This window comes from Nocardia sp. CA-135398, from assembly GCF_050955845.1.
Classification (GTDB): Bacteria; Actinomycetota; Actinomycetes; order Mycobacteriales; family Mycobacteriaceae; genus Nocardia.
In genome coordinates this window covers 5,672,994-5,696,299 of the sequence record NZ_CP192084.1, presented here as the reverse complement: position 1 = coordinate 5,696,299, position 23,306 = coordinate 5,672,994, and the positions used below count along the sequence as shown (strand labels likewise).

The following is a 23,306-nucleotide window of genomic DNA, read 5'->3' as shown; positions in this document are numbered from 1 at the left end:
TTGATCCGGTGACAAACATGTGTTGGACTCATTGATCGCCGCCGGGTGAGACTGCGAGTGTGAAAAGTCCAGTAGCACAGCGGGTTTCCAGTGCTTCCAAGGAAAACCTGCCGCGCGCCGCCCTGACGGCGCTCGCGCCTTTGGCGTGGGGCACGACCTACGTCGTCACCACCGAACTTCTCCCGCAGGGACATCCACTGTTCGCGGGACTCTTGCGTGCGCTGCCCGCCGGGCTGATCGCACTGGCGCTCACCCGGACGGTGCCGCGCGGGGTGTGGTGGGGCCGGGCCGCGGTGCTCGGAGTGCTGAATATCGGGCTGTTCTTTCCGCTGCTGTTCGTCGCGGCCGAACGCTTGCCCGGTGGTGTTGCCTCGACTTTGGCGGCGGCCCAGCCGCTGCTCGTGGCGATCCTGGCCGTGACAGTTCTGCACGAGAGCCCGTCGGCCTGGCGGATCGGCTGGGGTGCGACGGGAGTTGTCGGTGTCGGCCTGGTGGTGATCGGTCCGGATGCGGCCCTCGATGTCATCGGGATCGCGGCGGGCCTGGCCTGCGCGGCCACGATGGCGCTCGGCGTGACGCTCACCAAACGCTGGGGACGCCCCGCCGAGGTGAGTCCCACCGCCTTCGCCGGTTGGCAACTCACTGCGGGCGGCCTGTTCCTGATCCCCGTGACCCTCCTCTTCGAGGGCGCACCTCCCGCGATCGACCCGCCCGCCGTCCTCGGTTACCTCTGGCTGGGACTGATCGGCGGCCTGATCGCCTACATCCTGTGGTTCCGCGGCATCACCACCTTGCCCGTCAACTCGGTCTCGATTCTGTCCCTGCTCTCGCCACTGGTGGCCGCCGTGCTCGGCGCCGCCGTGCTCGGGCAGACACTCGGCCCGATCCAGCTCGTGGGCTTCGGACTCTCACTCGCCGCCATCGTCGCGGGCCAACTTCCCGTTCCCACTCGTTCCGTACTGGAAAGGACAGCTCGATGAAGATCGCCGTCGTCGGAGCCGCAGGCATGGTCGGTTCGCGCGTCGTCAACGAAGCCGCGAGCCGAGACCATGACCTCCTCGCCGTATTCCGGAAAGAGCGGCCGACCACGCTGCCCGCCGGAGTGACCGCCGTCGCGCATGACGCCGACCAGATGAGCGGACTGTTCCGTGACATCGATGCGATCGTGCTGGCGACCCGTCCGGCTGCGGGGCAGGAGAACACCGTCGCCGCGACCACGACGACGTTGCTCGACGCGGCCGCGACAGTCCACGCCCGCATCCTCGTTGTCGGCGGCGCCGCACCGTTGCAGGTCCCCGGAAGTCCCGGTCGGCTCGTCATCGACAGTGCGGAGTATGTGCCGCCCGCCATCCGCCCCATCGCCGCCGCCAGCGTCGCGCAGTTGGAAGCCTGCCGCAAACACTCGGCCAACTGGATCTATCTCAGTCCGCCTGCCCTGCTCGAACCCGGAATTCGCACCGGAAAATACCGACGCGGCACCACGACCCTCATGACCGATGCCGACGGCGCATCCCGAATCTCGGCCGAAGACCTCGCCGTCGCAGTCCTCGACGAACTCGAAACCCCATGCGATACACAACATTTCACCGTCGGGTATTGAGGCGAATCCGAGGTGTCTCGGCCGCGCTCGCCGGTATCGCCGTCGTGGTGCTGCTTCCCGCGGAAAGGGCAGCGGCGGATGGTGCGGTCCCCACCACGATCGACCTGCCCGCCGGATTCCGGCCGGAGGGTATTGCGATCGGGGCGCTGCCGGTGGCCTACCTCGGTTCGCAGGCAGATGGCTCGATCTACCGCGTCAGCCTGATGACCGGGCAGGGCGCCATCCTGAGTCCTGGACCGGGTACGCCGTCGCTCGGGCTGCGACTCGACCATCGCGGTCGGCTGTTCGTCGCCGGGGGCACTGCTGGCGACGCGCGCGTCGTGGACACCCGGACGGGTGCGGTGTCGGCGAGCTACCGACTCGGTACGCCGCCGGACACGTTCGTCAACGATGTGGAGTTCACCCGCACAGGCGCGTGGTTCACCGACTCGCGCACTCCCGTGCTGTACCACCTACCGGTCGGCCGCGACGGTGCGTTACCACCTCCCGAGGCAGTGGTGCGCCTCCCATTGACCGGCGACATCGCTTATGTGCCAGGAGCTTTCAACGCCAATGGAATCGCACGCACTCCCGACGGCAGTGGGCTGATCATCGTTCAGTCGGTGACCGGCCACTTGTTCCATGTCGACCCGGCGACGGGCATGACGCGCCGGATCGACCTCGGCACCGCGACCGTGCCCGACGGTGACGGATTGCTCTTGTACGGCAGCACGCTGTTCGTCGTCCAGAACCGGCGCAATGCGATCGCCGTGATCGCGCTCGACGCTACGGGCACGACCGGCTCCGTCGAGCGGCGCCTGACCGATCCGCGCTTCGATACCCCGACCACCATCGCTGCCTTCGGCGATCGCCTGTACCTGCCGAACGGTCGCTTCACCACACCGCAGTCACCGACCACGCCATACAACTCCGTCGCGGTCGACCGACCTGGTTAGGAACCTACCGAAATCCGGGCCGACGAAATCTGGGTATCGGCGAACGGCTCGATACCGCTCGCCGATAGCTGATCCGTCAGGCCGGTGAGGTGCCGTTCGAGCCGAGGTGGCGGGCGAAGAATCGGGCCGCGCTGTCGACTTCGAACCTGGGGACCGCGGCGTGTCCGCCCGCGTTGGCGTGCAACGTCTTTTCCTTCGAGGCGAAGGCGTCGAATAGTGCGAGCCCGGATCGGCGGTCGACGAGTTCGTCGTCCCACTGGAGCAGGAATTCGATCGGGACGGTGATCTGCGCCGCCGCCTCGGTCAGGGATTCGTGCCCGAGGCAACCGAAGACCGCGGCGGTGATCCTGGGTTCGACTGCGGTCAATGGCACGCCGATCCCGGTGCCCTGCATGATGCCCCAGAAGCCAATCCGCGCTTCGGTGCCGATTTCCGGCAGATTCTGGAGGGTGTCGATTGTTGCCTGCCATTCCGGTACGGCACGCGCCGCCAGATCGAGGTGTATCCCCACCACGATCGGGGCTATGGGCTCGCCCGCTGCCTGAGCCTTCCGTAGCGCGGCTACGTGCTGTTCGTCGGTCGCTGTGCGCGGCCGGTCGCCGTGTCCGGGTGCGTCGAGGGCGGCGACGTGGAAGCCGCAGCCGGTTACGAAGCGGTGGGCGCGGCCGAGGATTCCCGGTGCTCGCTTGTGTTGGCCGCCGCCGTGCGCCATCAAAATCAGCGGTGCGCGATCGGAGTCGGACTCGGGTGACCACAGCACGCCGGGGATCTCACCCAGAGTGAAGTCGCGTTCGATGACACCGTTCGACGATGTTTCCGAGGTGAAATGCATGGGTTGTCGCCTTTCGGGATTGCCTGTGAAGAGGCACTCCCGGCGACACCGATCGCCCTACCGTGAATTCGAGGGGAGTACCCACATGGATACAGCGTTCATGGGTCTCACCTCCTCGCGCGATGTCACGGTCTCCGGCACGCTATCAGCCCGGGTATCCACGCGCCCAATCATTTTCGCTTCCGCGTGGTTCGCCGACGGTGCCGACCGCGAAAAGGCCTGGCAGCGCATCACCGCCGCCCAGCCCCGCTAGAAGAAATATCGGCGCAAAGCCGACAAGGAATACCCGGTGGCCCGATTCAGCTCGCGGTGATCGCCCCGACTACGCGACGAGGGCGAGCTCCGCGGCCGCGCCGTTGCCGGTACCTCCGGCGCGCGTCATCAGGCGGGTGATGGCCTCGGCGACCTCGGTCGGCTGTTCGAGGATCACCGAGTGGCCCGCGCCGTCGACGAGGACGAAATCCGAGTACTCGACGGCGGCGGCCATCGCGACGGAATGCGACGGCGGCGTCATCAGGTCGGCGCTACCGCACAGCACCAACGTCGGGATCTTCGACAAGACCGCGAGGGCGTCGGTTTGGTCGTAGACCATGAATGCGCTCAGGAAGCTCGCCATGGTCACGATCGGCGTCTCGTTGTGCATCGCGTTGGCGAGCGCGAGCACCCGCGGGCTCACCTTGCGATCGCCGAATTCGGCGGTGCGGATGACCGGTGCGAAGACCTTGCAGGCCATGAGCTTCGCGTGGTGCATGAGGCTCGGAGCGCGCCGCACGGCCGCCTGGAATGCGGAAACAGCCGGGTTGCGCAGCAGGCGGCCGAAACCGGCGTCGGCGAGTCCGCTCGCGGCGGTCGCGATGAGGGCGACGCCGGTAATGCGCGTGCCGATCTCGTGCGGGTTCTGGCTGACGTAGGTGAGCACCGTCATGCCGCCCATCGAGTGGCCGACGAGGACGACCGGGCCGGTGGGGGCGACCGCGTCGAGGACGTCGCGCAGGTCGTTGCCGAGCTGCTCGAGGTGGTAGGTGCGCCGGGACGCGGCGGCGGAATCGCCGTGGCCGCGGTGGTCGTAGCAGACGATCCGGGCGTGCGGGTACCGGCGCAGCAGCGCGTCGCGGACGTAGGTCCACGACGCGGTGCGCAGGCAGTGCCCGTGCAGCAGGACGACGGTGAGCTCGGCATCTCGCGGGCCGTATTCGCGAACCGCGAGTGCCACGCCGTCCTCGGTCGAGACCGTGGCACGACGTTCCGCCGAGGCGGCGGTGGTGGTGCTGCTGGTGATCGACATCGGGGGCTCCGGTTCGGTTGCGGTGACTTGATTAACTGTCCGCCGCATCGACCGCCGATATCAGGTCCCCGAGTGCTGAGCTCGTGCCCCCAAGGTGGACCGGATCACCACCAAGGTGTTACCGGTCGGCGCGCCACCGTGCTGTCGCCCGTCCGATCTCGGTTACCGGAGGTTCGTGGTAGAGCCATTCCCTGGCGATTCGGTGCCAGTTGTTCGTGGTCCCCAATTGGCCCAATACGGCGAGGGTGAACAGGTCTGCTCGCCGTGAGAAGACATGCTCCGGCGGGAGCCACTGCTGTCGCATACCGCGAAACTCGGCGGCCCTGGGATCGACCGCGAGAATGACTGCGCCGGTGGCGAGTTCGGGTGTGACCGTGATTTCCTCGTCGGTCAGATGCCAGCCCGCGGCAGCCCACACATACTCGAGGCATTCGGCTGCGGTGACATCCGAGTTCGGGTCGATGATGCCGCGGCGCACCCACGCCTCATAAAGGTCCTTGGCCCGATTTTCACCGGCGGCCTGCAGACACGCACGTTCGAGTTCGACGTGCACCGGATCCATATCGTTGTAGAGCCCGAAATCCACGAAGCAGACACGACCGTCCGGGGCGAGCATGATATTGCCCGGATGCGGGTCACCGCAGAATTCGAAATCCGAAAACAGCGAACTGACATAGAAGCGATAGATCAGCTCGCCGATCCCGTCGCGCTCGGCCGCGGGCAGTTCCCGGATCTGCTGAAACGACTTCCCGTCGACGAACTCCGTCACCAAAACGTGGTGCCCGCAGAGTTCTTCGACGCTGTCCGGAACCGCGATGAAGGGGTGGTCCCGGTAGCGTGCGGCGACTCGATGCTGGGTCCGCGCTTCGCGCAGATAGTCGAGTTCGCTGCCGATATTGCGGGCGATTTCGTCCAGGACATCGGTGTCCGCCGCGCTCGGCAGAATGGATTTCCAGAGTCTGCTGATCATCGCCAGATTGCGCATATCCGCCTCGACGGCCTCGTCCACGCCCGGATATTTGACCTTCACCGCGACGGTGCGTCCGTCATGCAGCTTCGCGCGATATACCTGGCCGATCGAGGCCGCGGCGACGGCGGTTTCATCGAAATCGGCGAACGTTCGCGCCAATGGCCCGAGATCGTCCTCGATCACCTGCCGCATTGCCGGAAACGGGAATGCGGGCGCTTGATCGCGTAGCTCGGCGAGCTTGTCGCGGAACATCTCACGGTGCGATTCCGGCAGCAGATCGACATCGAGGACCGACAGCATCTGCCCGAATTTCATTGCCGCGCCCTTCATGGCGCCGAGCACAGTGACGAGTTGCTGTGCGGTGCGAAGCGTGGAACGTTCGGCGAGCAACTGCCGGGCCTGTTCGGTTCGCCCGATCATCGACAGGCGGGTGCCGACTCCCCGGATGGCCTGTCCCGCAACCAATCGGCCCACCCGGCCGCCCCGCGCGAGACGACTCTTCGGCACCCGACCGACCACTATCGCACCTCCATCGGTCACGCTTGTGTACCTGGACTCACCACATTCCACCCCATTGCGGCGTCATCGGATCAGGAATTCGTGGCATGAAAACTGATACTGCCGTTAAGCTGAGCGACGCTCATCTTCTCAGCACAGTTCGGCAGGAGGGTGCGATGCCGCCGAAAGCCGTTGGACAGCGCCGTCGCCCGAGGCAGGAACGCGCCAAAGCGACCCGAGAACACATACTCGACACCGCCGCAGAGCTTTTCGGCGAGCGCGGTATCGCCAACACCTCGACGAACCGGATCGCCGCCGAGGCCGGGGTGAGCATCGGCACCGTCTATCGGTACTTCGCCGACCGCTCGGTGATCGTCGAAGAGCTGCTCCGGCGCCTGCTGGAAAACGTCGAAAGGCGCTTTACCGAGCGGGTTTTCGGGCTGTCGGACAAGCCGATTCTGGAAATGATCACCGGCATCCTGGAAGTCATCACCGACGAACTGGTGGCCAATGCCCGCTTGGTGCGGGCGCTGGTGGCCGGAGTCCAGTTCTACAGCAGTGGTATTCCCGAATTCGAGCCGCGGCTACGCCTGTTGGTCAAGCTGCTGGTGATTCAGCTGCTCGGTCCCGGTGACGATCACGAGTACGACGTGATGACATTCGTGCTGATCAACACCGGTTTTGCCGCGGTGCTCCGTGCATCGGCGCTCGAGGTCGACAGCCAGGAGCGCAAAGAGGCGATCGAGATGACCGCGCGGATGATGACGGCCATGGCCGAGGCCGAAATCAAGGCCAAGGCGGCCTGACGTCGCTCCGTGTCGGTTCAAAAGTGAGCACCTCCCCAACTATTGGTGTGTGAGTACTCCTCGACGACGATCGAGAATCTGCATCTTGGCTGGTAGCTGACTATGTCTGCGGCTGTTGCAGATTGTTCAAAGAGGAGTAGAAGGTGAGCTTCCGCTCGGCTTAACGTTTCCTGGTACATACGACAGTCGGTAACAGCAAAGTTCCCGGCGCGGCAGTTGTTCACCCAGGTCGTCGCGACCGTGTGACTACGATGACAGGGAGGTCATACGTGACGATCGAGAGTCTCGTCCGGCCCGAACTCAATGGGCTGGAGCGGCCGATTTCGCCGTCCGCACGCGATATCGACAGGTTGACCCGCGAGGTGATGGCGCATCTGGCCGAGTCGGACGAACAGTTCGGCGCGTTGCCGGGGCGAACCCTGATTCGCGATCTGAAGCCTGTGGTCCGGATCTGTCTCGGGTGGTTGATCGACTGCGTGAACGGTCATGTGCCGCCGACGAGCACCGACCGGCTGGCGATCGCGGCCGCCGGATGTACCCGTGCGGGGATCCCGGTGGATACCGTTCTGCATGCCGTTCACGAGGGCTGCAAAGTCGGTCTGGATCTGATCTTCGCTCGTACGGGTCCGACGGATGTAGTCGGCGTTGTCACGGGTACCGCCAGGGTGCTGGAGCTGTCGAAACTGGTTACCGCCACTGTCAGCAAGGCCTACGTCCTCGAGCACAAGGCCGTCGCCGCTGAGCACCACACCGCGGCGCACAGTCTGACCTCGGCCTTGCTCGCCGGTCGTCTCGATTCCGCGGCGGCGCGGGAATGCGGTGTGCCGATCGCCGAGGAGTACTCGGTGCTCGCCGTCGCGATCCCGGCGCATCCCGATGAGAGCCACCCGCAGCTCGACGGGCAGGTCGTCGCACGTCGTAAGCTCCGTCGCCTGCAAGCCGCACTCGCGGCCATATTCGGGGGGCAGGCGCTGTCACTGCTATCCGTTGATGGCGGAACGATTCTCGTCCCGTCCACCGTGCGGACCGATACCGATCTGGACGACCTGGTGCAACGGATGTCCGCCGCCACGCAAGTGCCGCTCACCGTCGCAGTTGTCACCGCCCGCCCCGACGAGGTGCCCACCACCGCACGCCATGCCCACGAACTCCTCGACACCGTGCAGCAGCTCGAATTGCAGCCCGGCGTATACAGATTCACCGAACTGGCACTGCAATACCAACTGACCCGCCCGGGGATCGGCCGCGATGCTCTCGCCACCCGACTCACCCCATTGGACGAACACCCGGGCCTACTGGAAACCCTGCAGATTTACATCGACACCGGTCTGAGCCGAACGCGCGCCGCCCGCCAACTGTGCGTCCACCCGAACACCGTCGACTACCGACTCCGCCGAATAGCCCAGCTCACCGGCTTCGACCCCGCCGAACCCAGCGGACTCTGGTACCTCCGCTCCGCCCTCGTCGCCCGCAAGGGCCACACCGCAAGCGGCCCCACGTCGAGACAGTAGCGACTGCAGTAGGACGAGCCCACCCGCGACGAGCACGATCAGGCCGATCACCCGGAATCCGCCGTCCGCACCCGAAATGAACGCTGCGACAACGTCATTGGTGCGGTCCGAGATGGCGAGTGCCTGGGCGACGGTGTGTGGATCGTGGTCGGCGCGGATCTCCGACGGTAGCGCGGCGACGAACTGCGCGGTGAGCGCCGTGCCGATGACCGCGACGCCGAGGGCGCTGCCGAATTCGCGGGTGGTGGCCTGCAATCCGGCCGCGACCCCGGCCTGCTCCGGCGGCAGCGCCCCGGCGATCGCACCGGACAATGTCGGAAGTGCCAGCGCCACACCGACTCCCATTACGACGAGCCACGCGGCGTATGCCACATACGGTGTCTGTACGTCGCTCGTGGACAATCCGAGCAGTCCGCCGCCGACGAATGCGAATGCGAGCGCGGTGGTGGCGTCGAGTCCGATCCGCTGTGCCAGTCGTCCGACATGCTTCGCGCCGAGGATGATCGGGACGGTGAGCGGGATGATCCCGAGACCGGTCCGCAGTGCGTCGAATCCCTTGCCGTACTGCAGGAATGAAGCGTTGACGTAGAACAGCGCGAACATCCCGAAGAAGACCGCCGTCATGCCGAGGCAGGCACTGCGCAGAGCCGGGAGGCGGAACAACCGCGGATCCAGCAGCGGATGTTCGACTTTCAGTTCGACAATTGTCCATACGATGAACAACACGGCGGCACAGGCGAATCCGGCGATGACGATCGCGCTGTCCCAGCCCGACTCCGGACCCTGGACGATTCCGAGCAACAGCGCGACCGACGCACCGACCAGCAATACCGCGCCGAGCGGGTCGAGCCGACGGTCATGGCGCGGCGACACCGGCGCGATCCATCCCACCAGCGCGGCGAGCACCAGCGCGATCGGCACCACACCGGCGAACAGCCAACGCCACGAACCGCCGGAAAGAATCGCTCCGCCACCGACATTGCCGACAACTCCACCGATACCGGTCATCGATGCCCAGACCGCGATCGTCGTGCTCTTCCGCTCGGCGGGAACGGCATGTAGCAGAACAGCGAGTGTATTGGGCAGTACGGCGGCGGCACCGAGACCCGTGACCGCACGCCCGGCCAGCAGTAGCGCCACATTGGGCGCCGCGGCCGAGATGAGCGCGCCCACTGCGAACAGGCCCAGTCCGCTGAGCAGAATCCCCTTGCGCCCGAAGCGATCTCCCGCCGCGCCGCCGGGGATTACCAGGCAGGCGAAGACGATCACATAGGTGTCGACGATCCAGACCAGCGCCGACGCGGACGGATGCAGTGCGCTGGCGGCCAGCATCGGGACGGCGAGATTGATCGCGGCGACCACGCCGACGACGAGCACCACGCAGGCACAGATGACCGTGAGCAGGCCGCGCCGCGAGGCCGGACGCGATGGCAGGTCCGTGCTTCGATTCAGAACATTGAGTTGCATGGCGACGACGGTATGGACGTGGGCAGTCTTCGCGCCACGCAACTTTCACAACCAATCCTTGCGTAGAATGCAACTGTGCCAGAGCAGCTCGATCTGAACCTCCTGCGGGTGTTCGACGCCTTGCTCCAGGAAGGCAGCGTGACGGGGGCGTCCGAGCGTCTACATCTGTCCATCCCGGCGACCAGCCGGGCTTTGGGCCGGTTACGGCGGGCGATGGGCGATCCGATTCTGGTGCGTGCCGGTCGTGGGATGGCTCCGACACCGTTCGCGCTGCGCACCGCGCCGCGGGTGCGGTCCCTGCTGGACGAAGCATCGGCACTGATCAGCGCCGATCGCGAGGTCACGGTCGCAGAATTGCAGCGCACCTTCACCATTCGGATCAACGACGGTGTGGCCTCGACCCTGGCGGCGGTGGCGGTCGAAGCCACCGCCGCGGTCGCTCCCGGCGTGACGCTGCGCTTCGTCGCGGAGGGCAGCGAGAGCATCGAGGCTCTGCGCGACGGCTCGGTCGATCTGGATATCGGCGCCGGCGAAGTCGTCGCTCCCGACATGCGGTCAGCTGTGCTGTACCGCGAACGAATAGTGGGCATCGTTCGGGCCGACAGCCCACTGGGTCGTCGCCCGACATTGCGCCAACTGTGCCGACATCCACACGTATCGGCCTCGCGCCGTGGTCGTGCTCGCGGGCCACTCGACGACGCACTCGAGGCCGCGGGCTTGCAACGCCACGTCGGGGCCGTCGTACCCACTTCCGCCGTCGCCGCACTCCTGGTCGCCTCGAGTCAGTACGTCGGACTCGTCCCGCAACGCCTCGCCGAACAGTACGGCCGACCCCTCGGCCTTCGCTGGTTTCCGATCCCGGCGCCCCTGCCGGAGGTCGAAGTGCGACTGCTCTGGCACGCCCGCCTCGACGCCGATCCGGCGCAGTGCTGGCTCCGCGACACGATCCGCGACGCATTCCGCTCGCCGGGCGAATCTGCGGATCGCACCGATTGACCAGGGACGAATCCATCCTTCGCCAAGGCCAATGCCCCAGCTCCTACGCCGAACTCTGGTACGGTATGCCCGCGTATGCCCTGGGCGGCAAGGTCGTCTGCTTTCTCCGAGCCGCCGAGAAAATCAAGTCGCGGTAGGCGACCTTCGGCTTGGCCGACGTCGCGACCCTCGATGAAGGTTCCATGTGGCCGACCGCCTTCGCGCTGACGAAGTCGACGGCCGACGATGAGGAACGGCTCGGCGCGCTGGTGAAGAAGTCGGTCAGCTGAGGCGAGAGTGATTGTCGCGCAAACTATGATGATCTTTCCGATCGGTAGGAGGTGTGCGGGTGGGTGCGGCACGGTCTGGAAATCAGTGGGGTTGGCTACGCAAGACCGGCGCTGCGCTGGCAGCGGCCGTTCTGCTGTCATCGCTCGGTGCGGCGGAAGCCAGCGCCACACCGAAACTGCGCACCCCCGCGGGTGGTAACCAGGACTTGTTCGTGCCGTCGACCATGGGGTCGATCAAGGTCCAGGTGCAGTGGGCGGCCCGAGGCGGGAACGCGGCCGTCTACGTGCTCGACGGTCTCCGCGCGCCCGCCGATCACAGTCAGTGGACCAGTGATACCGACGCGCTGCGCCAATTCGCGGGCGACAACGTCACTTTGGTGTTCCCGGTCGGCGGCCGGTCGAGCTTCTACACCGACTGGTACCGCCCCAGTAGTACCAATAATCAGCAGATGACGTACAAATGGGAAACATTCCTAACCCAGGAATTGCCCGCGTACCTGGCAGGGTTCGGCGTTTCGCGCACCAACAACGCGATCGTCGGTGCCTCCATGGGCGGCAACGCCGCACTGATACTGGCTGGCCAGCATCGCGACCAATTCAAGTTCGCGGGATCATTTTCCGGCTTCGTGCACCCGACTTTTCCGCTCTGGAACGAAGCGATGCGCGCTGCCATGTGGGACGAGGGCAACTTCAATGTGGACGATATGTGGGGTCCGGCCGGTGACCCCGCCTGGATCCGCAACGATGCCACCGTCCAGGCGGAATCGCTGCGCGGGCTGCCGATCTACGTCTGGACCGGCAATGGCCAGCCCGGCCCGCCCGACCTGCCGTACGGATTCGGCAACACGGTGAATGCGATGGCCCTCGAAGCGATGACATTGACCTCTGCCCAGATGCTGCGTGATCGAATGGCCGAACTCGGCATCCCCGGGCGCTTCGACATCGTCAACGGAACGCACACCTGGCCCTATTGGCAGCAAGCGCTCGCGGCGGCGCGTCCGATGATCCTCGACGCGCTCGGCGCGCACTGAACTCAGGATTGGAAGATCGCTGAGGTCACGGCCACATCGGCGTAGCTGTAGGACCAGCGCCGTGGCCTCAGTGCACCAGGGCGGCTCGGTTTCGCGCGTACGCGATGACATCTTCCGCGTAGGCCGCATCTCGTTCCGCGAAATGCTTTCGGAGCTGGTCGAATGCGTTGTCCAGTTGTGGTCCCGGTCCGCGATCGGCGAGCAGGACGACGATGGCCTCCCAAGTGCCGAGGCGCGGGTCGGGATGGGTGAGTAGTTCGTCGAGGTATCGGTCCGGCTCCACCAGCCGTAATGCCCTGCGCGCGTAGGCGTGTACGCGTCGGGGGAGTTCGGCGCGGATGGTGTCGATATCGGTCTGCAGCACATGTTGGCCGGGCTGCTCCGGGTCGAGTCGTAACGACCACGATGCGGTCAGCTCCTGCGGCAAGGTTTGGATGCTGATCAGGTCGGGGCCGGTGGCCTCTTCCAGGGGTGTGGGCGGTAGGCCCAGTTGTGCGTTGCGCCAGTTGCGGAATTCCCACCAGGCTGTCGGGGTGGCGGTCAGCTCCAAGCCGAATCCGAGCACCTGCTGTCCGCTGGTCCACGTGCGGGAAACTCGGGTTCGGCCGACGGATGCGACACCGCCCGGCTCGATCCGGATCCACTTGGGGTCAGAGCCGTCAAACCCGTACGGTTGCAACAGTTTCCCTGTCTCACGCAGCAGACGGCGCAGTGCCGATTCAGGTCTGACCATGCTCGCAGATTAACGATGTGCTCCGACAGATCGTCGCCGGTGCCACCGAACTGGAGCGGTGCATGCGGGCCGCTGAGCCGTGATCGGAGTGACGCACGTCACGTCGCGGTCTGTCACGTTCAGGCGTTGGGCGGTGTCTCTAGGGCATGACTGAACACAACACACATCACAAGGTCGTCGTTGTCGGCGGTGGCTATGCCGGCACCGTCGCGGCCAATCATCTGCGGCTGCGCACCGACGTCGATATCACGCTGGTGAATCCCCGCCCGCGGTTTGTCGATCGAATCCGGTTGCACCAGTTGGTGGCCGGTACCGGCGAGGCGACGGTCGATTACGGCACGCTGCTCGGTGAAGGCATCGAGTTGGTGGTCGACAGCGCCACGCGCATCGACACCGCCGCCCGCGCGGTGCGGCTGGCGTCGGGGGGCACCCTGGACTATGACCATGTCATCTATGCGGTCGGCAGCACCGCGGCGATTCCGTCGGTGCCTGGCGCGGCCGAGTTCGCTTTCCCCGTTGCTGAATTCGAGTCCGCGCAGCGGCTGCGCGCCAGGCTGGACGAGTTGGCCCTGGATGCTCCGGTCACCGTGGTCGGCGGCGGAGCGACCGGTATCGAGGTGGCCGCTGAGCTGGCCGAACAAGGTCGCATGGTCACGCTGGTGTGCGGCGGATGCCTGATGCCGTCACTGGGTGCGCCTGGCCGCCGTTACGTTGCCAGATGGATGTCGCGACACGGTGTCGTCGTGCTCGAAGCCGACAGGGTGACCGAGGTTCGGCCGGATGCGGTCGTTTTTGCCGACGGCGGGGTGCGTCCGAGCGCTCTCACCATCTGGACAACAGGTTTCGGTGTGCCGACGCTGGCGGCCGAGAGCGGGCTGCGCACCGATACGCTCGGCCGGTTGCTCACCGATGAGACACTGACGAGCGTCGGCGACGAGCGAATCGTGGCGACCGGTGACGCCGCCGCACCCTCCGGGCAGCCGTTGCGGATGAGCGGCCAGGGGGCGGCGCCGCTCGGAGCGCAGGCCGCCGATACCGTGCTGAGCCACATCGCGGGCACCGAACCCGCGGCGATCGACCTGGCCCTGTTGGGAACCTGCGTCAGTCTCGGCCGCCGCGCCGGTATCCGACAGCTCGCGCGCAAAGACGACATCGCGGTGAACCTCTACATCGGCGGGCGTGCGGGCGCGAGAATCAAGGAGATGACCTGCAAGCTCGGGGTAACCAAGATCCGCAGGGAGGCCCGCGAGCCGGGTTCGCTGGCCTGGCTCAAGGGCGGCCCGCGTCCCGAACGGTCGGCCTCCATCGCGCAGATGGTCGGGTCCGCATGACCACCGACGAGCACACCGAGCGTTTCACCCTGCTGCGGCCGTTACTGTTCACGATCGTCTACGAAATCCTGGGCTCGGCAACCGAATCCGACGACGTGCTGCAGGACAGCTATCTGCGGTGGGCCGAGGTGGATCTGGCGACGGTGCGCGACACAAAGTCGTATCTGGCACGGCTGGTGACCCGTCAGGCGCTCAACGCCGTGCGGGCCGGCGCGCGCCGTCGTGAGGACTACGTCGGTCCGTGGCTGCCCGAGCCGCTGCTGCTCGACGAGCATGATGCGTCGACCGACGTCGTGCTCGCCGAGTCGGTATCGATGGCGATGCTCGTTCTATTGGAAACACTCACACCCGACGAGCGTGCGGTGTTCGTGCTGCGCGAGGTATTCGGCTTCGACTACGACGACATCGCCGCAGCGGTGGGCAAATCCGTGATGACGGCGCGCCAGGTGGCCCACCGCGCGCGCTCGCATGTGCAGGCGCGGCGCAAACGCTTCGAGCCCGTCGACGCGGCGGAGATCGCGCGGATAACCGACCAGTTCATGACCGCGGCGGCCACCGGTGACACGGACGGGCTGCTCTTGCTGCTCGCTCCCGAGGTCACCTGGACCGCCGACAGTGGCGGCAAGGCCACTGCTGCGCGGCGACCGGTGGTGGGCGCGGATAAGGTGGCCGCGGTCCTCATCAATCTGCTCCACACCAGGAGGCCAACGGCGGACATTCGGATAGAGATGGTCACCTGCAACAACACGCCCGCGATGGTCGCCTACCGCGGCGACCTGCTCGAAGGCGTCTTCCTGATGGAGATCATCGAGGGCAAGATCACCAACTTCTACGCCATCCGCAACCCGGACAAACTCGCCACGGTGGCCGTTCCGCGCCGGATCAGCCGGTAGGGGTCCGGGAAACCCGTTCCAGTCGGCCGGATTACGGTGTGCTCGAACCGTTTCCGTCGTGCTCGGGCGTCTGTGTGTCGAAGGCCTTGGCGACGGCGAGGCTGTCTTCGTAGACGTGGTGGCGGGTGATGAGGCCGTTTTCGACGGTGAGGTGTAGTGCGAAACGGGAGCGGTAGGCGCGTCCGGTGGGACGGGCGGTTTGGCGGATTTCACCGAGTACCACCGCATCCGGGCCGTCGACCAGGATGCGTTCGATCACGGTGCCGACCTGTTCGGGCACGTGGTGGTGAGCGATCTCGCGAAAATGTTCGGCGGCGTCGGCTCGGGTGGCACGGTGACGGATCCAAGGGGTGGCGGGTCGGTTGTGCTCATTGTCCGGCCAATTCAGTTTCCAGTCGCTGACCGGGGCGTAGAGCGTGGCGGTGGCGTCCGGATCGCCCGCACCGATCCGGCGCAGCAACTCCTCGACGACGGTGCGAGTGGTGGTCGTCCCGAGATCATCCATGCCTGCCACCATGCCCGTGCCGCTGTGCCGCGTCGATTACCTCCGACGTAATAACGCTCGCTTGCGGGCGTCTTTCCAGAGGCCGTAGATCGCCACCACCGGCTTCACCGCCATCCACTCACCGAACCGATAATCCGCGCCCCGCACCAGACGCGACGCCAGCTCCGGGCGCTGCTGGGCCAGGTATTGTCGCCCCTTCTCGGCGTGTAGGGGAATCGAGACGATTTTGATCCGATCGACGTCCTGCAGGTACGGGATGGCGAAACTGATGTTCTCCCACGTGGTCCGGCTCTGATCTTCCAGGACGAGCTCGCCACGGTACCCGCAGGTCTGCGTGGCGTAGCGGGCCATCAGCGCGGCCTCGCTCCGCGGACCCGCGCACGCCCCGCCACAGAGCACGAGACGAGTGCTGACCGTGGGGTCGATCGAACGCAGACCGGCCCGCACGCGCCACCGGTTCATGAGGTTCGCGCGTGTGCCCGCATTGCGATAGCCGAGCACCACGACGGCCTCGGAAGTGCCCGTGACCGATCCCACCAGCCTGCGGGAAGCGCGCCAGTTCTCCCACTCGCCCCACAGCAGCACGAGCACGAGACCGGTCGTCATAAGCCAAGTCCGTTTCCGCACGGGGTCCAGCCAAGCACAAGCCCTTCGAAAAGCCGGTCCGCGACATGGCTTTTCACCGATATCTCGGCTGCGTCCCCGATGTCGTTCGTCGGAACTCAGTGGTATGGCGATCAGGGTCGGTTTCCGGGAAACGGCGATGCAGGCGGTCGATGAATCGTTGTACCGCGCGCAGCTCGATCACGAGTTCTTCGCGGTATGCCGGATTGCGGCGGCGGGCGAGTCCCAATTCACGGGTCAGCGTTTCGGCTCGATTCGCCAGTATTTCCAAGAAGACCTGTGCCTGGGCCAGGTCGGGATCTTCGTACATTTATGAGGGCCGTTCTGTGTACGTCGCATGGGATTGCACCTGGTTCAGGTGGGTCCCGGCGGTCGCGGTCCTCGACAGCGTGGGAATCGACTGATGCTATCTCGCGGCAACACACTGCGTGACGACTTCGTACCCTCGATCGAAAATGGGTATGTGAGTGCGACGTTGCTTCGCACTCACATACCGCCGAGATTTCAGCGGCACATCTCCACCGCGTCGGCCTTGTTGTCCGCGCTGGACGGCAGGGTGCCGCGAGCGTTGTTCGGGACGGATGCGAGCAGTTGCCAGCGCTCGCCCGTCCAGTTGTATACCGCGACGGTTACGCCGGTGCGGTTCCAGTAGGAGGTCAAACGGTCGCCGACGCCGCCGTTGCCGATGTCGTGCAGAAAGCAGCCCGCGTCATACTGAAAGAGCGTGCTGCCGGTGCCATTGGCGCCGTCCCAGCCGCAGAACAGTCCGCCCGGGCAGTCGTAACTCGGTGTCGCGGATGCCGGGGCGGCCGAGATCATCGCCCCACCCGCGACTGTGCCGAATGTCAGCACGGCTGCGGCGAGCGGGACCAAACGGCGAATAGCGTTGGCGCGGTAGTTGATTTTCATGGTGCTGTCCTTCGTGAGAATCGGTGTCGGCCTTCCGACGGCTTGACACCAACTCTGTGCGGCCCCACCAACGACCGACCAACGACCGACTAATCCAGCAGATCAGCGGGTTGGTTGGGCGCCGCGGAGGTACTTCTACAATTCCGCTGTGACGCTTGACCTCGCCGACCTGGTCGGCTACACCGATCGCGACCTCGATACCGACCTCGCGCGTTGGTTCCCCGCTACCGCGGCCGTCCAGGTTCCCGAGCAGACCCGATCGGTGGCACCGTTTCTCGCGCGCCTGGCTCCCACCGACGCGGCGGCGCTGGCCGCGTTCGACCGCCGGGTGCGTTCCGGCAAGCTGCCGCAGTTCTTGGATGTCTTCGACTGGTCCTACGGCTTCGATTTCGCCGGAAACGACTGCGGCATAACCGATTCGGACTACACGACCGCATTGACCGACGACGATGTGTACTCGATCGGTGCGGACGGAGGCGGCAATCTCTACGTCGTACTCACCAATGGTCAAGTGGCCGTGTGGTTCCACGAGGAGGAGGTGCTCGAAGGCGGCACCCGCTTCGACAATCTGGACGTCTTCCTCTGGTCGTTCGTGCGCTACCGCGCGGTACGTGCCGGGAACCTCGCGCTCTCGGACATCGAGCCGGACTTCCTGGCGCTCGGCCAGGACGGCGCACTCGAACCACAGCTCGGCCTGCTCAGCCTCATGAAGTAGGACACCTCAGGAGCGCATCCATTTTCGTGCATGGAAACGAATAGCTCCTCCGGTCGTGGGGTGGCTTGTCGGGCGGGTCTGCTCACGAGGCAACGAGAGGTGCTGGGGGAGAACATGTTCGGGACGGGGTCCGTCGATTATCAACGAGGGACTGCCGGTGTCTCGCCTGATCGGGTGGCAACGCTGTCGATCACGGGAGAGCATTGGTGAATTGGTCGTGGTCGTCAGACGATCGATGTGGAGGGCAAGCGCAAAGTCGCCGGTCCGGGCGTGACCCGGTGCGGGAAAGGGAACTCCCTTCCATATTCAATCTATAGCGCACCCGGGGGCTTGCGGCAAGACCCCGGTCGTGCCGCAGAATCACTGGCCGAAGCCTGAACCTGCGGAAATGGGAGTCACGAAGTGCGTGTGTTGCTGTCGACGTGTGGGGCGCGCGGGGACGTCGAACCTGTGGTGGGACCGACAAGGGCAGCAGTTTCCGCGTGAATCCGTCGAGCCAGGAAAGGAGGGGAATGTGACAACTCGAGAGTATGAACTGGAATTGCAGTCCGAGCGCAGCTATGTGGCCGGGCTCTATACGCGGCTCGACGCCGAACGCGTGCGAGTGAAGGGTCAGTACACCGCGGCATTGCGGGGGACCGGCGGGACACCCATGGAACGCGATGTCGAGGTGCGTGCGCTGGCCAAGGAGGCGAAGCGGCTGGACGTGGCCGACAACGGGTTGTGTTTCGGCCGGTTGGACACCGTTTCGGGTGAACATTCCTACATCGGCCGGATCGGCATTTTCGATGAGGAGAACGAGTACGAGCCGCTACTGCTCGATTGGCGGGCTCCGGCGTCGCGCGCGTTCTATGTGGCCACTGCCGCGACACCCGAGAATATGCGTCGCCGCCGCCAGTTCCACACGCGCGGGCGTCGAATTGTCGATTTCACCGACGAGGTGCTCGGCCGCCCCAGCGATGGCGAGCGAGGGGATGCGGCTCTGCTGGCGGCGGTCAATGCGCCGCGCGGTGCGGGAATGCGCGACATCGTCGCGACGATCCAGGCCGAGCAGGACCAGATCATCCGGCTCGACCATCCGGGGGTGCTGGTGATCGAGGGTGGCCCGGGCACCGGCAAGACCGTGGTGGCGCTGCACCGCGTCGCGTACCTGCTCTATACCCAGCGGGAGCGGATGGAACGCCACGGTGTGCTGGTGGTCGGGCCGAATCCGGCGTTCCTCGACCACATCGGCCGCGTGCTGCCGTCGCTCGGCGAGACGAACGTCGTGTTCATGACCACAGGCGACCTGATGCCCGGTTTGCGCGTCACCGCCGAGGACACACCGGACGCCGCGCGACTCAAGGGCTCGCTGAAGATCCTGGACGTGCTCGCGGCGGCCATCGCCGATCGGCAGCGGGTGCCGGAGCATCCGGTGCCGATCGAACTGAAAGACGTCACGGTGCGGATCGATGCAGAGACCGCGGAGTGGGCCAGGGAGGAGGCACGCGCGAGCGGGCTGCCGCACAATGAGGCCCGCGCGGTGTTCAGCGAGATCGTCACGTATGTGCTCACCGAACGGGCAATAGCCAGAATCGGCCGCGGCTGGCTGACCAGGAAAGATCGCGAAGCATGGGAGAACCTGCGGGCGGACCTGGTCGCCGAGCTCGCCGACACCGAGCAGTTCACCGCCGCGCTCGACGAACTCTGGCCGATACTGACGCCGGAAATGCTACTGGCACAGCTGTATTCGTCCCCTGAGCGGTTGCGTGCGGCTGGTGCCGACCAGTCGCTGTGGCGGGCCGACGGCGCGGCCTGGACGGTGTCGGACGTGCCGCTGCTCGACGAACTGGTCGACCTGCTCGGCCGCGACACAGTGGCCGACGAGGCGGCGGCACGCGCCGCCGAGCGGGAACGCAAGGCCGAGGCCGAGTACGCCGCAGGCGTATTCGACACGCTCATCACGCGCGAGGACCTGAACGACGATATCGGCCTGCTCGCCCAGGACATGCTCTACGCCGAGGACCTCGCCGAGCGCTTCCTCGAGCGCGACACCCGTGAACTCGTCGAACGTGCTGCCGCGGACCGGGATTGGACCTACCGGCACGTCGTAGTCGACGAAGCCCAAGAGCTGTCCGAAATGGACTGGCGAGTGCTGATGCGGCGCTGCCCGGGCCGATCCTTCACCGTGGTGGGCGATCTCGCGCAACGCCGGTCGGCGGCTGGAGCGACATCGTGGGACGCGATGTTCGAGCCGTACGTGCCCGGCCGCTGGGTCTACCGTTCGCTGTCGGTGAACTACCGCACCCCGGCGGAGATCATGACCGTCGCCGCCGCGCTGCTCGCCGAGTTCGCACCCGGAGTCCAGCCACCGGAGTCGGTCCGCGCATGCGGCGTCCAGCCCTGGGCCAAGCAGGTGTCCGAAGGCGGATTGCCCAATGCCATAGCGGAATTCGTTCGCGACGAAGCCGGTCACGAAGGCACCAGCATCGTGATCGGGCCACCGGGTGTGCCGGGCACAGTGCCTGCCTCGGAGACGAAGGGCCTGGAATTCGACGCAGTTCTGGTCGTAGAGCCGGAACGAATTCTCGCCGAGGGGCCACGTGGCGCAGCCGAACTCTACGTCGCCCTGACCCGCGCCACCCAGCGCCTCGGTGTCCTGCATCAGGGCCCGCTACCGCAGGCCCTGACCGGACTCGCCGAAATCGGCGGTCTCGCCGAGACCGGAAATCGAGGGTTGGCTTAACCGATTCGTGTGCGGCCCCGGATGCGATACCGGGGCCGCCGACGACGGCCGTGATGCCTTCATCCGTCTCGGCCTGCGTCGTCACCGGGTTGTCGCGGCGACTTCGGCCAGGGATTCGTCGGCGGCGGAGCGGGGCCGCGCGGCGTCGTCGTGGGTCGGGTTGGCACCGATAACGACGGTGATCACGAGGATGAATGCGATCAGGGCGCAGCCGGTTCGGGTGAAATGGAACAGTTCCCAACGTCGCAGGATGTCGGCGTAGTCGCTGGGTGGCGCCGCTACGGCCCAGCGTTTGATCTGCTGGTTGATCGGCACGTTTCCGAAGCGCGTCACCAGGAATGAGATGAACGTCAGCGCTGAGGCGCCCGCCGCGATCCAGCGCGGCGATGACTTCGACCGCATCGCCAGGATCAGCGTGCTCAGCACGGCGAGACCCATCAGTGACTGCATCACCGGGCCGTTGACGCGCATCAGCGCGGTATGGAAGGTGAACCGAACATCAAGGGGCACTTCACGAAACGCGTACAGCACGTTGACCGCGCCGTAGCCGAACGCCCCGGCGAGCAGGCCGGGGAACAGCAGCGCCGCGGCCCGGACGGATTTCGACAACATCGGAACTCCCATCTCGATATCGCAACATCGAGTTGCGATATTGTCAGCATGCCTGCTGTACCCCGATATCGCAACGAGGAGTTGCAATGACCGCACCCCTTGGACGTGGACCGAAGGTTCGCGCCGCCGTGCTCGCCGCGACCGTCGACGAGCTGAGCGAACACGGGTACGCCGCGTTCACCGTCGAGAATGTTGCCCAGCGGGCCGGTGTGCACAAGACCACCGTCTACCGCCGCTGGGCCGACCGGGATGACCTGATCGCCGATGCGCTGTCCGAGAGCGTCGAAGCTGAAATCGCTATCCCTGATACGGGTTCGGTCGAGGACGACCTTCGGGCGTTGGCGCGTAGTCTGGTCGCGTGGATCAGCAGCCCGTCCGGCCGGGCGGTCCTCGCGGTCATGCTGTCCAACGCCGCGCCACCTGCCTCGACCCGCCACGCCTTCCGGGATCGCATTCGCAAGGCGCTGCCGCTCGTGACGCGTGCGGTCGAGCGCGGTGAACTGCCCGCCGGCACGAACCCCGTCGAGATGATCAAAACTCTTGTGGCGCCGATCTATTTCCGCGTGCTGATTACCCGTGAGCCGGTGGACGACAGCGCTGCTGACGCGGCCGCGGCAGTGGCTTTGACCGCGGCGCGCGCCGGTCTGTTCGGCTGAGCCCGGTCGGACAAATCAGTTGTCGGAATCGTGGTGGCCGAGCAGGATGCCCGCATGGTTACGTCGCGTTCCGCTGTGCTGCGTTGGCAGTTCGAACTGGTCTGGTCGTTATTCGAATTTCATCTCGAGCGAATGGAGCAGGACGACTTCCTTTGGGAGCCAGCAGGTTTGACGTGGACAATGCGACCAGACGAGACCGGCGACTGGGTGCCGGATTGGGCGGACGCCGAGCCCGATCCGATCCCCGTCCCCACCATCGGCTGGATCAGCTGGCATATCGGATGGTGGTGGAGCGTAACCATCGACCACCTGCGGGGCCACACTCCACGAGACCGCACCGAGATCACGTGGCCGGGACCCGGTCCTGCGACCATTGACTGGTTGCGCAGCCTGCACAAGAACTGGCTGGCGGTCTTGGACCACGCCGACCTGGACGCACCCACCACATTTCCATGGCAGAACGACCCCGACAAATCCGTTGCCCACACCATCGCATGGGTGAATGCCGAACTGATGAAGAACGCCACCGAGATAGGTCAGCTGCGGCTGCTGCGGGCGGCTCGGAACACCGAATGAGACATGGCAAGGACATTCCTGATCGCGGCGGCGATCGCGAAGCGCTTCCCGTGAGCACGACCGACGAACGCCCCCATTGATATTGGGGGCGTTCGCCGCATTTTCGATAATGCCGGAGATGGGCTGCCCGTTGACCGGGGTGGTGTCGGAAGGACGTCGGGAATCAGTAATACGGCGCGTAGCCTTCGACGCGGACGAGGACATAGCCCGCGCTGTAAGCGGAGTCGATGGTGGTCTGATCGACGGCGACGACGTTGTCCTGGCGGGCTTCGCTCCAGAACTGGTACAGCGGGCGTGTGCCGGGCTCCTGGCTGGTGTTGATGTAGCCCTGAATACCGATGTGGGTGTATCCGGCGCTGTAGGCGGAATCGATACCTACCTGTGTCGCGGTGCTGAAGTTGTCCTGGCGGCTGTTGCTCCAGAACAGGTGCAACGGTACGGTTCCCGGCTGCTGGGTCTCGTAGACGAATGCCTCCTTGCGGATGGGCAGGTAATCGGCGGCGGTGGCGCTGTTCTCGTCGTTGAGGTTGCCGGTGGTGAAGTTGTCGCCGCGTTCCGGATTCCACCAGGTGTAGAGCGGGTACAGCGACGGGACGTCCGCGTGTGCGGCAGGTGCGGCAGCGAGAGCGGTCCCCGCGATCCCTGCGGCAGCCAGGAGTGTGGCTGCCGATATCACGAGTCGCTGACCACGGGAACGTGGATTCTGCTGCGCCTCGGATATCGATCCTGTCGCCACGATGGTCCGTCGCATCATGATTCTCCCCTTTTCGAGCCTCCGACACGCTACAACCTCCGATTATCTCGAAAGCGCTTGTCGGCCAACTGGT

The 23,306-nt window shown here is 65.7% G+C and carries 24 protein-coding genes and 1 pseudogene; 15 read left to right on the top strand and 10 right to left on the bottom strand.

The features are described from left to right. Positions 1-59 precede the first annotated feature (59 nt). The 3 genes from ACQP1T_RS24880 to ACQP1T_RS24870 are packed head-to-tail and all read left to right on the top strand — an operon-like array spanning position 60 to position 2,535. Positions 60-980 carry an EamA family transporter gene (locus tag ACQP1T_RS24880; RefSeq protein ID WP_433755469.1) on the top strand — a complete coding sequence of 307 codons (921 nt, stop codon included), beginning with the start codon at positions 60-62 and terminating at the stop codon, positions 978-980. Next, positions 977-1,600: an NAD(P)-dependent oxidoreductase gene (locus ACQP1T_RS24875; RefSeq protein WP_433755467.1), complete on the top strand. Its 624-nt coding sequence runs from the start codon at positions 977-979 to the stop codon at positions 1,598-1,600. The genes ACQP1T_RS24880 and ACQP1T_RS24875 overlap by 4 nt, the downstream gene beginning before the upstream one ends. Beyond that, positions 1,597-2,535 (top strand): SMP-30/gluconolactonase/LRE family protein, encoded by a 939-nt coding sequence (locus tag ACQP1T_RS24870; RefSeq protein WP_433755466.1) that lies wholly within the window; start codon positions 1,597-1,599, stop codon positions 2,533-2,535. Before ACQP1T_RS24875 ends, ACQP1T_RS24870 begins: the two co-directional genes overlap by 4 nt. A 76-nt stretch (positions 2,536-2,611) precedes the next feature. Here the strand turns inward: ACQP1T_RS24870 and ACQP1T_RS24865 are convergent, their stop codons facing one another. After that, on the bottom strand, positions 2,612-3,367 hold the full coding sequence (locus ACQP1T_RS24865; protein WP_433755465.1) for an alpha/beta hydrolase: 756 nt from the start codon (positions 3,365-3,367) through the stop codon (positions 2,612-2,614). An 85-nt stretch (positions 3,368-3,452) separates the two neighbouring features. Here ACQP1T_RS24865 and ACQP1T_RS24860 point away from each other — a divergent pair, with 85 nt between their 5' ends. Then, positions 3,453-3,620 (top strand): hypothetical protein, encoded by a 168-nt coding sequence (locus tag ACQP1T_RS24860; RefSeq protein ID WP_433755464.1) that lies wholly within the window; start codon positions 3,453-3,455, stop codon positions 3,618-3,620. 69 nt (positions 3,621-3,689) lie between these two features. Here the strand turns inward: ACQP1T_RS24860 and ACQP1T_RS24855 are convergent, their stop codons facing one another. After that, complete coding sequence (locus ACQP1T_RS24855; RefSeq protein WP_433762341.1) at positions 3,690-4,646, bottom strand: alpha/beta fold hydrolase; 957 nt, start codon at positions 4,644-4,646, stop codon at positions 3,690-3,692. A 124-nt stretch (positions 4,647-4,770) separates the two neighbouring features. Next, positions 4,771-6,141: an ABC1 kinase family protein gene (locus tag ACQP1T_RS24850; RefSeq protein ID WP_433762339.1), complete on the bottom strand. Its 1,371-nt coding sequence runs from the start codon at positions 6,139-6,141 to the stop codon at positions 4,771-4,773. 155 nt (positions 6,142-6,296) lie between these two features. Between ACQP1T_RS24850 and ACQP1T_RS24845 the strand changes: the two genes are divergently transcribed. After that, positions 6,297-6,926 (top strand): TetR/AcrR family transcriptional regulator, encoded by a 630-nt coding sequence (locus ACQP1T_RS24845; RefSeq protein ID WP_433755463.1) that lies wholly within the window; start codon positions 6,297-6,299, stop codon positions 6,924-6,926. Positions 6,927-7,195: 269 nt separating this feature from the next. Then, positions 7,196-8,437, top strand: a complete 1,242-nt coding sequence (locus tag ACQP1T_RS24840; protein ID WP_433755462.1) for a PucR family transcriptional regulator — start codon at positions 7,196-7,198, stop codon at positions 8,435-8,437. A 228-nt stretch (positions 8,438-8,665) separates the two neighbouring features. Here ACQP1T_RS24840 and ACQP1T_RS24835 read toward each other — a convergent pair. Next, positions 8,666-9,904 (bottom strand): annotated as a pseudogene (locus ACQP1T_RS24835) (MFS transporter); the annotation flags it as partial. Between the two features lie 75 nt (positions 9,905-9,979). Here ACQP1T_RS24835 and ACQP1T_RS24830 point away from each other — a divergent pair. Continuing rightward, a complete protein-coding gene (locus tag ACQP1T_RS24830; protein ID WP_433755461.1) occupies positions 9,980-10,900 on the top strand; it encodes a LysR family transcriptional regulator in 921 nt (306 codons plus the stop codon). Between the two features lie 328 nt (positions 10,901-11,228). Further along, positions 11,229-12,200, top strand: coding sequence for an alpha/beta hydrolase (locus ACQP1T_RS24825; protein ID WP_433755460.1), 972 nt, complete (start codon positions 11,229-11,231; stop codon positions 12,198-12,200). A 67-nt stretch (positions 12,201-12,267) separates the two neighbouring features. On the opposite strand, the gene ACQP1T_RS24820 is transcribed toward ACQP1T_RS24825, so the two are convergent. Then, positions 12,268-12,933, bottom strand: a complete 666-nt coding sequence (locus ACQP1T_RS24820) for a hypothetical protein (protein WP_433755459.1) — start codon at positions 12,931-12,933, stop codon at positions 12,268-12,270. Between the two features lie 146 nt (positions 12,934-13,079). On the opposite strand from ACQP1T_RS24820, the gene ACQP1T_RS24815 reads away from it, so the two are divergent. Then, complete coding sequence (locus ACQP1T_RS24815) at positions 13,080-14,264, top strand: NAD(P)/FAD-dependent oxidoreductase (RefSeq protein WP_433755458.1); 1,185 nt, start codon at positions 13,080-13,082, stop codon at positions 14,262-14,264. Beyond that, positions 14,261-15,157, top strand: a complete 897-nt coding sequence (sigJ, locus tag ACQP1T_RS24810) for an RNA polymerase sigma factor SigJ (RefSeq protein ID WP_433755457.1) — start codon at positions 14,261-14,263, stop codon at positions 15,155-15,157. Before ACQP1T_RS24815 ends, sigJ begins: the two co-directional genes overlap by 4 nt. Before the next feature lie 31 nt (positions 15,158-15,188). On the opposite strand, the gene ACQP1T_RS24805 is transcribed toward sigJ, so the two are convergent. Together ACQP1T_RS24805 and ACQP1T_RS24800 are read right to left on the bottom strand one after the other, a co-directional pair. After that, the gene (locus ACQP1T_RS24805; RefSeq protein WP_433755456.1) at positions 15,189-15,662 is read right to left on the bottom strand and encodes a nuclear transport factor 2 family protein; all 474 of its coding nucleotides are present in this window, start codon (positions 15,660-15,662) and stop codon (positions 15,189-15,191) included. Positions 15,663-15,698: 36 nt separating this feature from the next. Then, complete coding sequence (locus tag ACQP1T_RS24800) at positions 15,699-16,268, bottom strand: YdcF family protein (RefSeq protein ID WP_433755454.1); 570 nt, start codon at positions 16,266-16,268, stop codon at positions 15,699-15,701. A 157-nt stretch (positions 16,269-16,425) separates the two neighbouring features. Between ACQP1T_RS24800 and ACQP1T_RS24795 the strand changes: the two genes are divergently transcribed. Beyond that, positions 16,426-16,602 (top strand): hypothetical protein, encoded by a 177-nt coding sequence (locus ACQP1T_RS24795; protein WP_433755453.1) that lies wholly within the window; start codon positions 16,426-16,428, stop codon positions 16,600-16,602. Between the two features lie 188 nt (positions 16,603-16,790). Here the strand turns inward: ACQP1T_RS24795 and ACQP1T_RS24790 are convergent, their stop codons facing one another. Continuing rightward, positions 16,791-17,195 carry a peptidase inhibitor family I36 protein gene (locus tag ACQP1T_RS24790; RefSeq protein ID WP_433755452.1) on the bottom strand — a complete coding sequence of 135 codons (405 nt, stop codon included), beginning with the start codon at positions 17,193-17,195 and terminating at the stop codon, positions 16,791-16,793. Positions 17,196-17,343: 148 nt separating this feature from the next. Here ACQP1T_RS24790 and ACQP1T_RS24785 point away from each other — a divergent pair, with 148 nt between their 5' ends. After that, positions 17,344-17,910: a hypothetical protein gene (locus tag ACQP1T_RS24785; RefSeq protein ID WP_433755451.1), complete on the top strand. Its 567-nt coding sequence runs from the start codon at positions 17,344-17,346 to the stop codon at positions 17,908-17,910. Positions 17,911-18,424: 514 nt separating this feature from the next. Next, positions 18,425-20,635, top strand: coding sequence for an RNA polymerase recycling motor ATPase HelR (gene helR, locus ACQP1T_RS24780; RefSeq protein ID WP_433755450.1), 2,211 nt, complete (start codon positions 18,425-18,427; stop codon positions 20,633-20,635). Positions 20,636-20,716: 81 nt separating this feature from the next. On the opposite strand, the gene ACQP1T_RS24775 is transcribed toward helR, so the two are convergent. After that, positions 20,717-21,247, bottom strand: coding sequence for an anthrone oxygenase family protein (locus ACQP1T_RS24775; protein WP_433755449.1), 531 nt, complete (start codon positions 21,245-21,247; stop codon positions 20,717-20,719). A gap of 128 nt (positions 21,248-21,375) precedes the next feature. On the opposite strand from ACQP1T_RS24775, the gene ACQP1T_RS24770 reads away from it, so the two are divergent. Then, positions 21,376-21,903, top strand: a complete 528-nt coding sequence (locus tag ACQP1T_RS24770) for a TetR/AcrR family transcriptional regulator (RefSeq protein ID WP_433755448.1) — start codon at positions 21,376-21,378, stop codon at positions 21,901-21,903. A gap of 54 nt (positions 21,904-21,957) precedes the next feature. After that, the gene (locus ACQP1T_RS24765) at positions 21,958-22,479 is read left to right on the top strand and encodes a DinB family protein (protein WP_433755447.1); all 522 of its coding nucleotides are present in this window, start codon (positions 21,958-21,960) and stop codon (positions 22,477-22,479) included. Between the two features lie 163 nt (positions 22,480-22,642). Here ACQP1T_RS24765 and ACQP1T_RS24760 read toward each other — a convergent pair whose 3' ends face one another. Beyond that, on the bottom strand, positions 22,643-23,233 hold the full coding sequence (locus tag ACQP1T_RS24760) for a hypothetical protein (protein WP_433755446.1): 591 nt from the start codon (positions 23,231-23,233) through the stop codon (positions 22,643-22,645). Between the last annotated feature and the right edge of the window lie 73 nt (positions 23,234-23,306).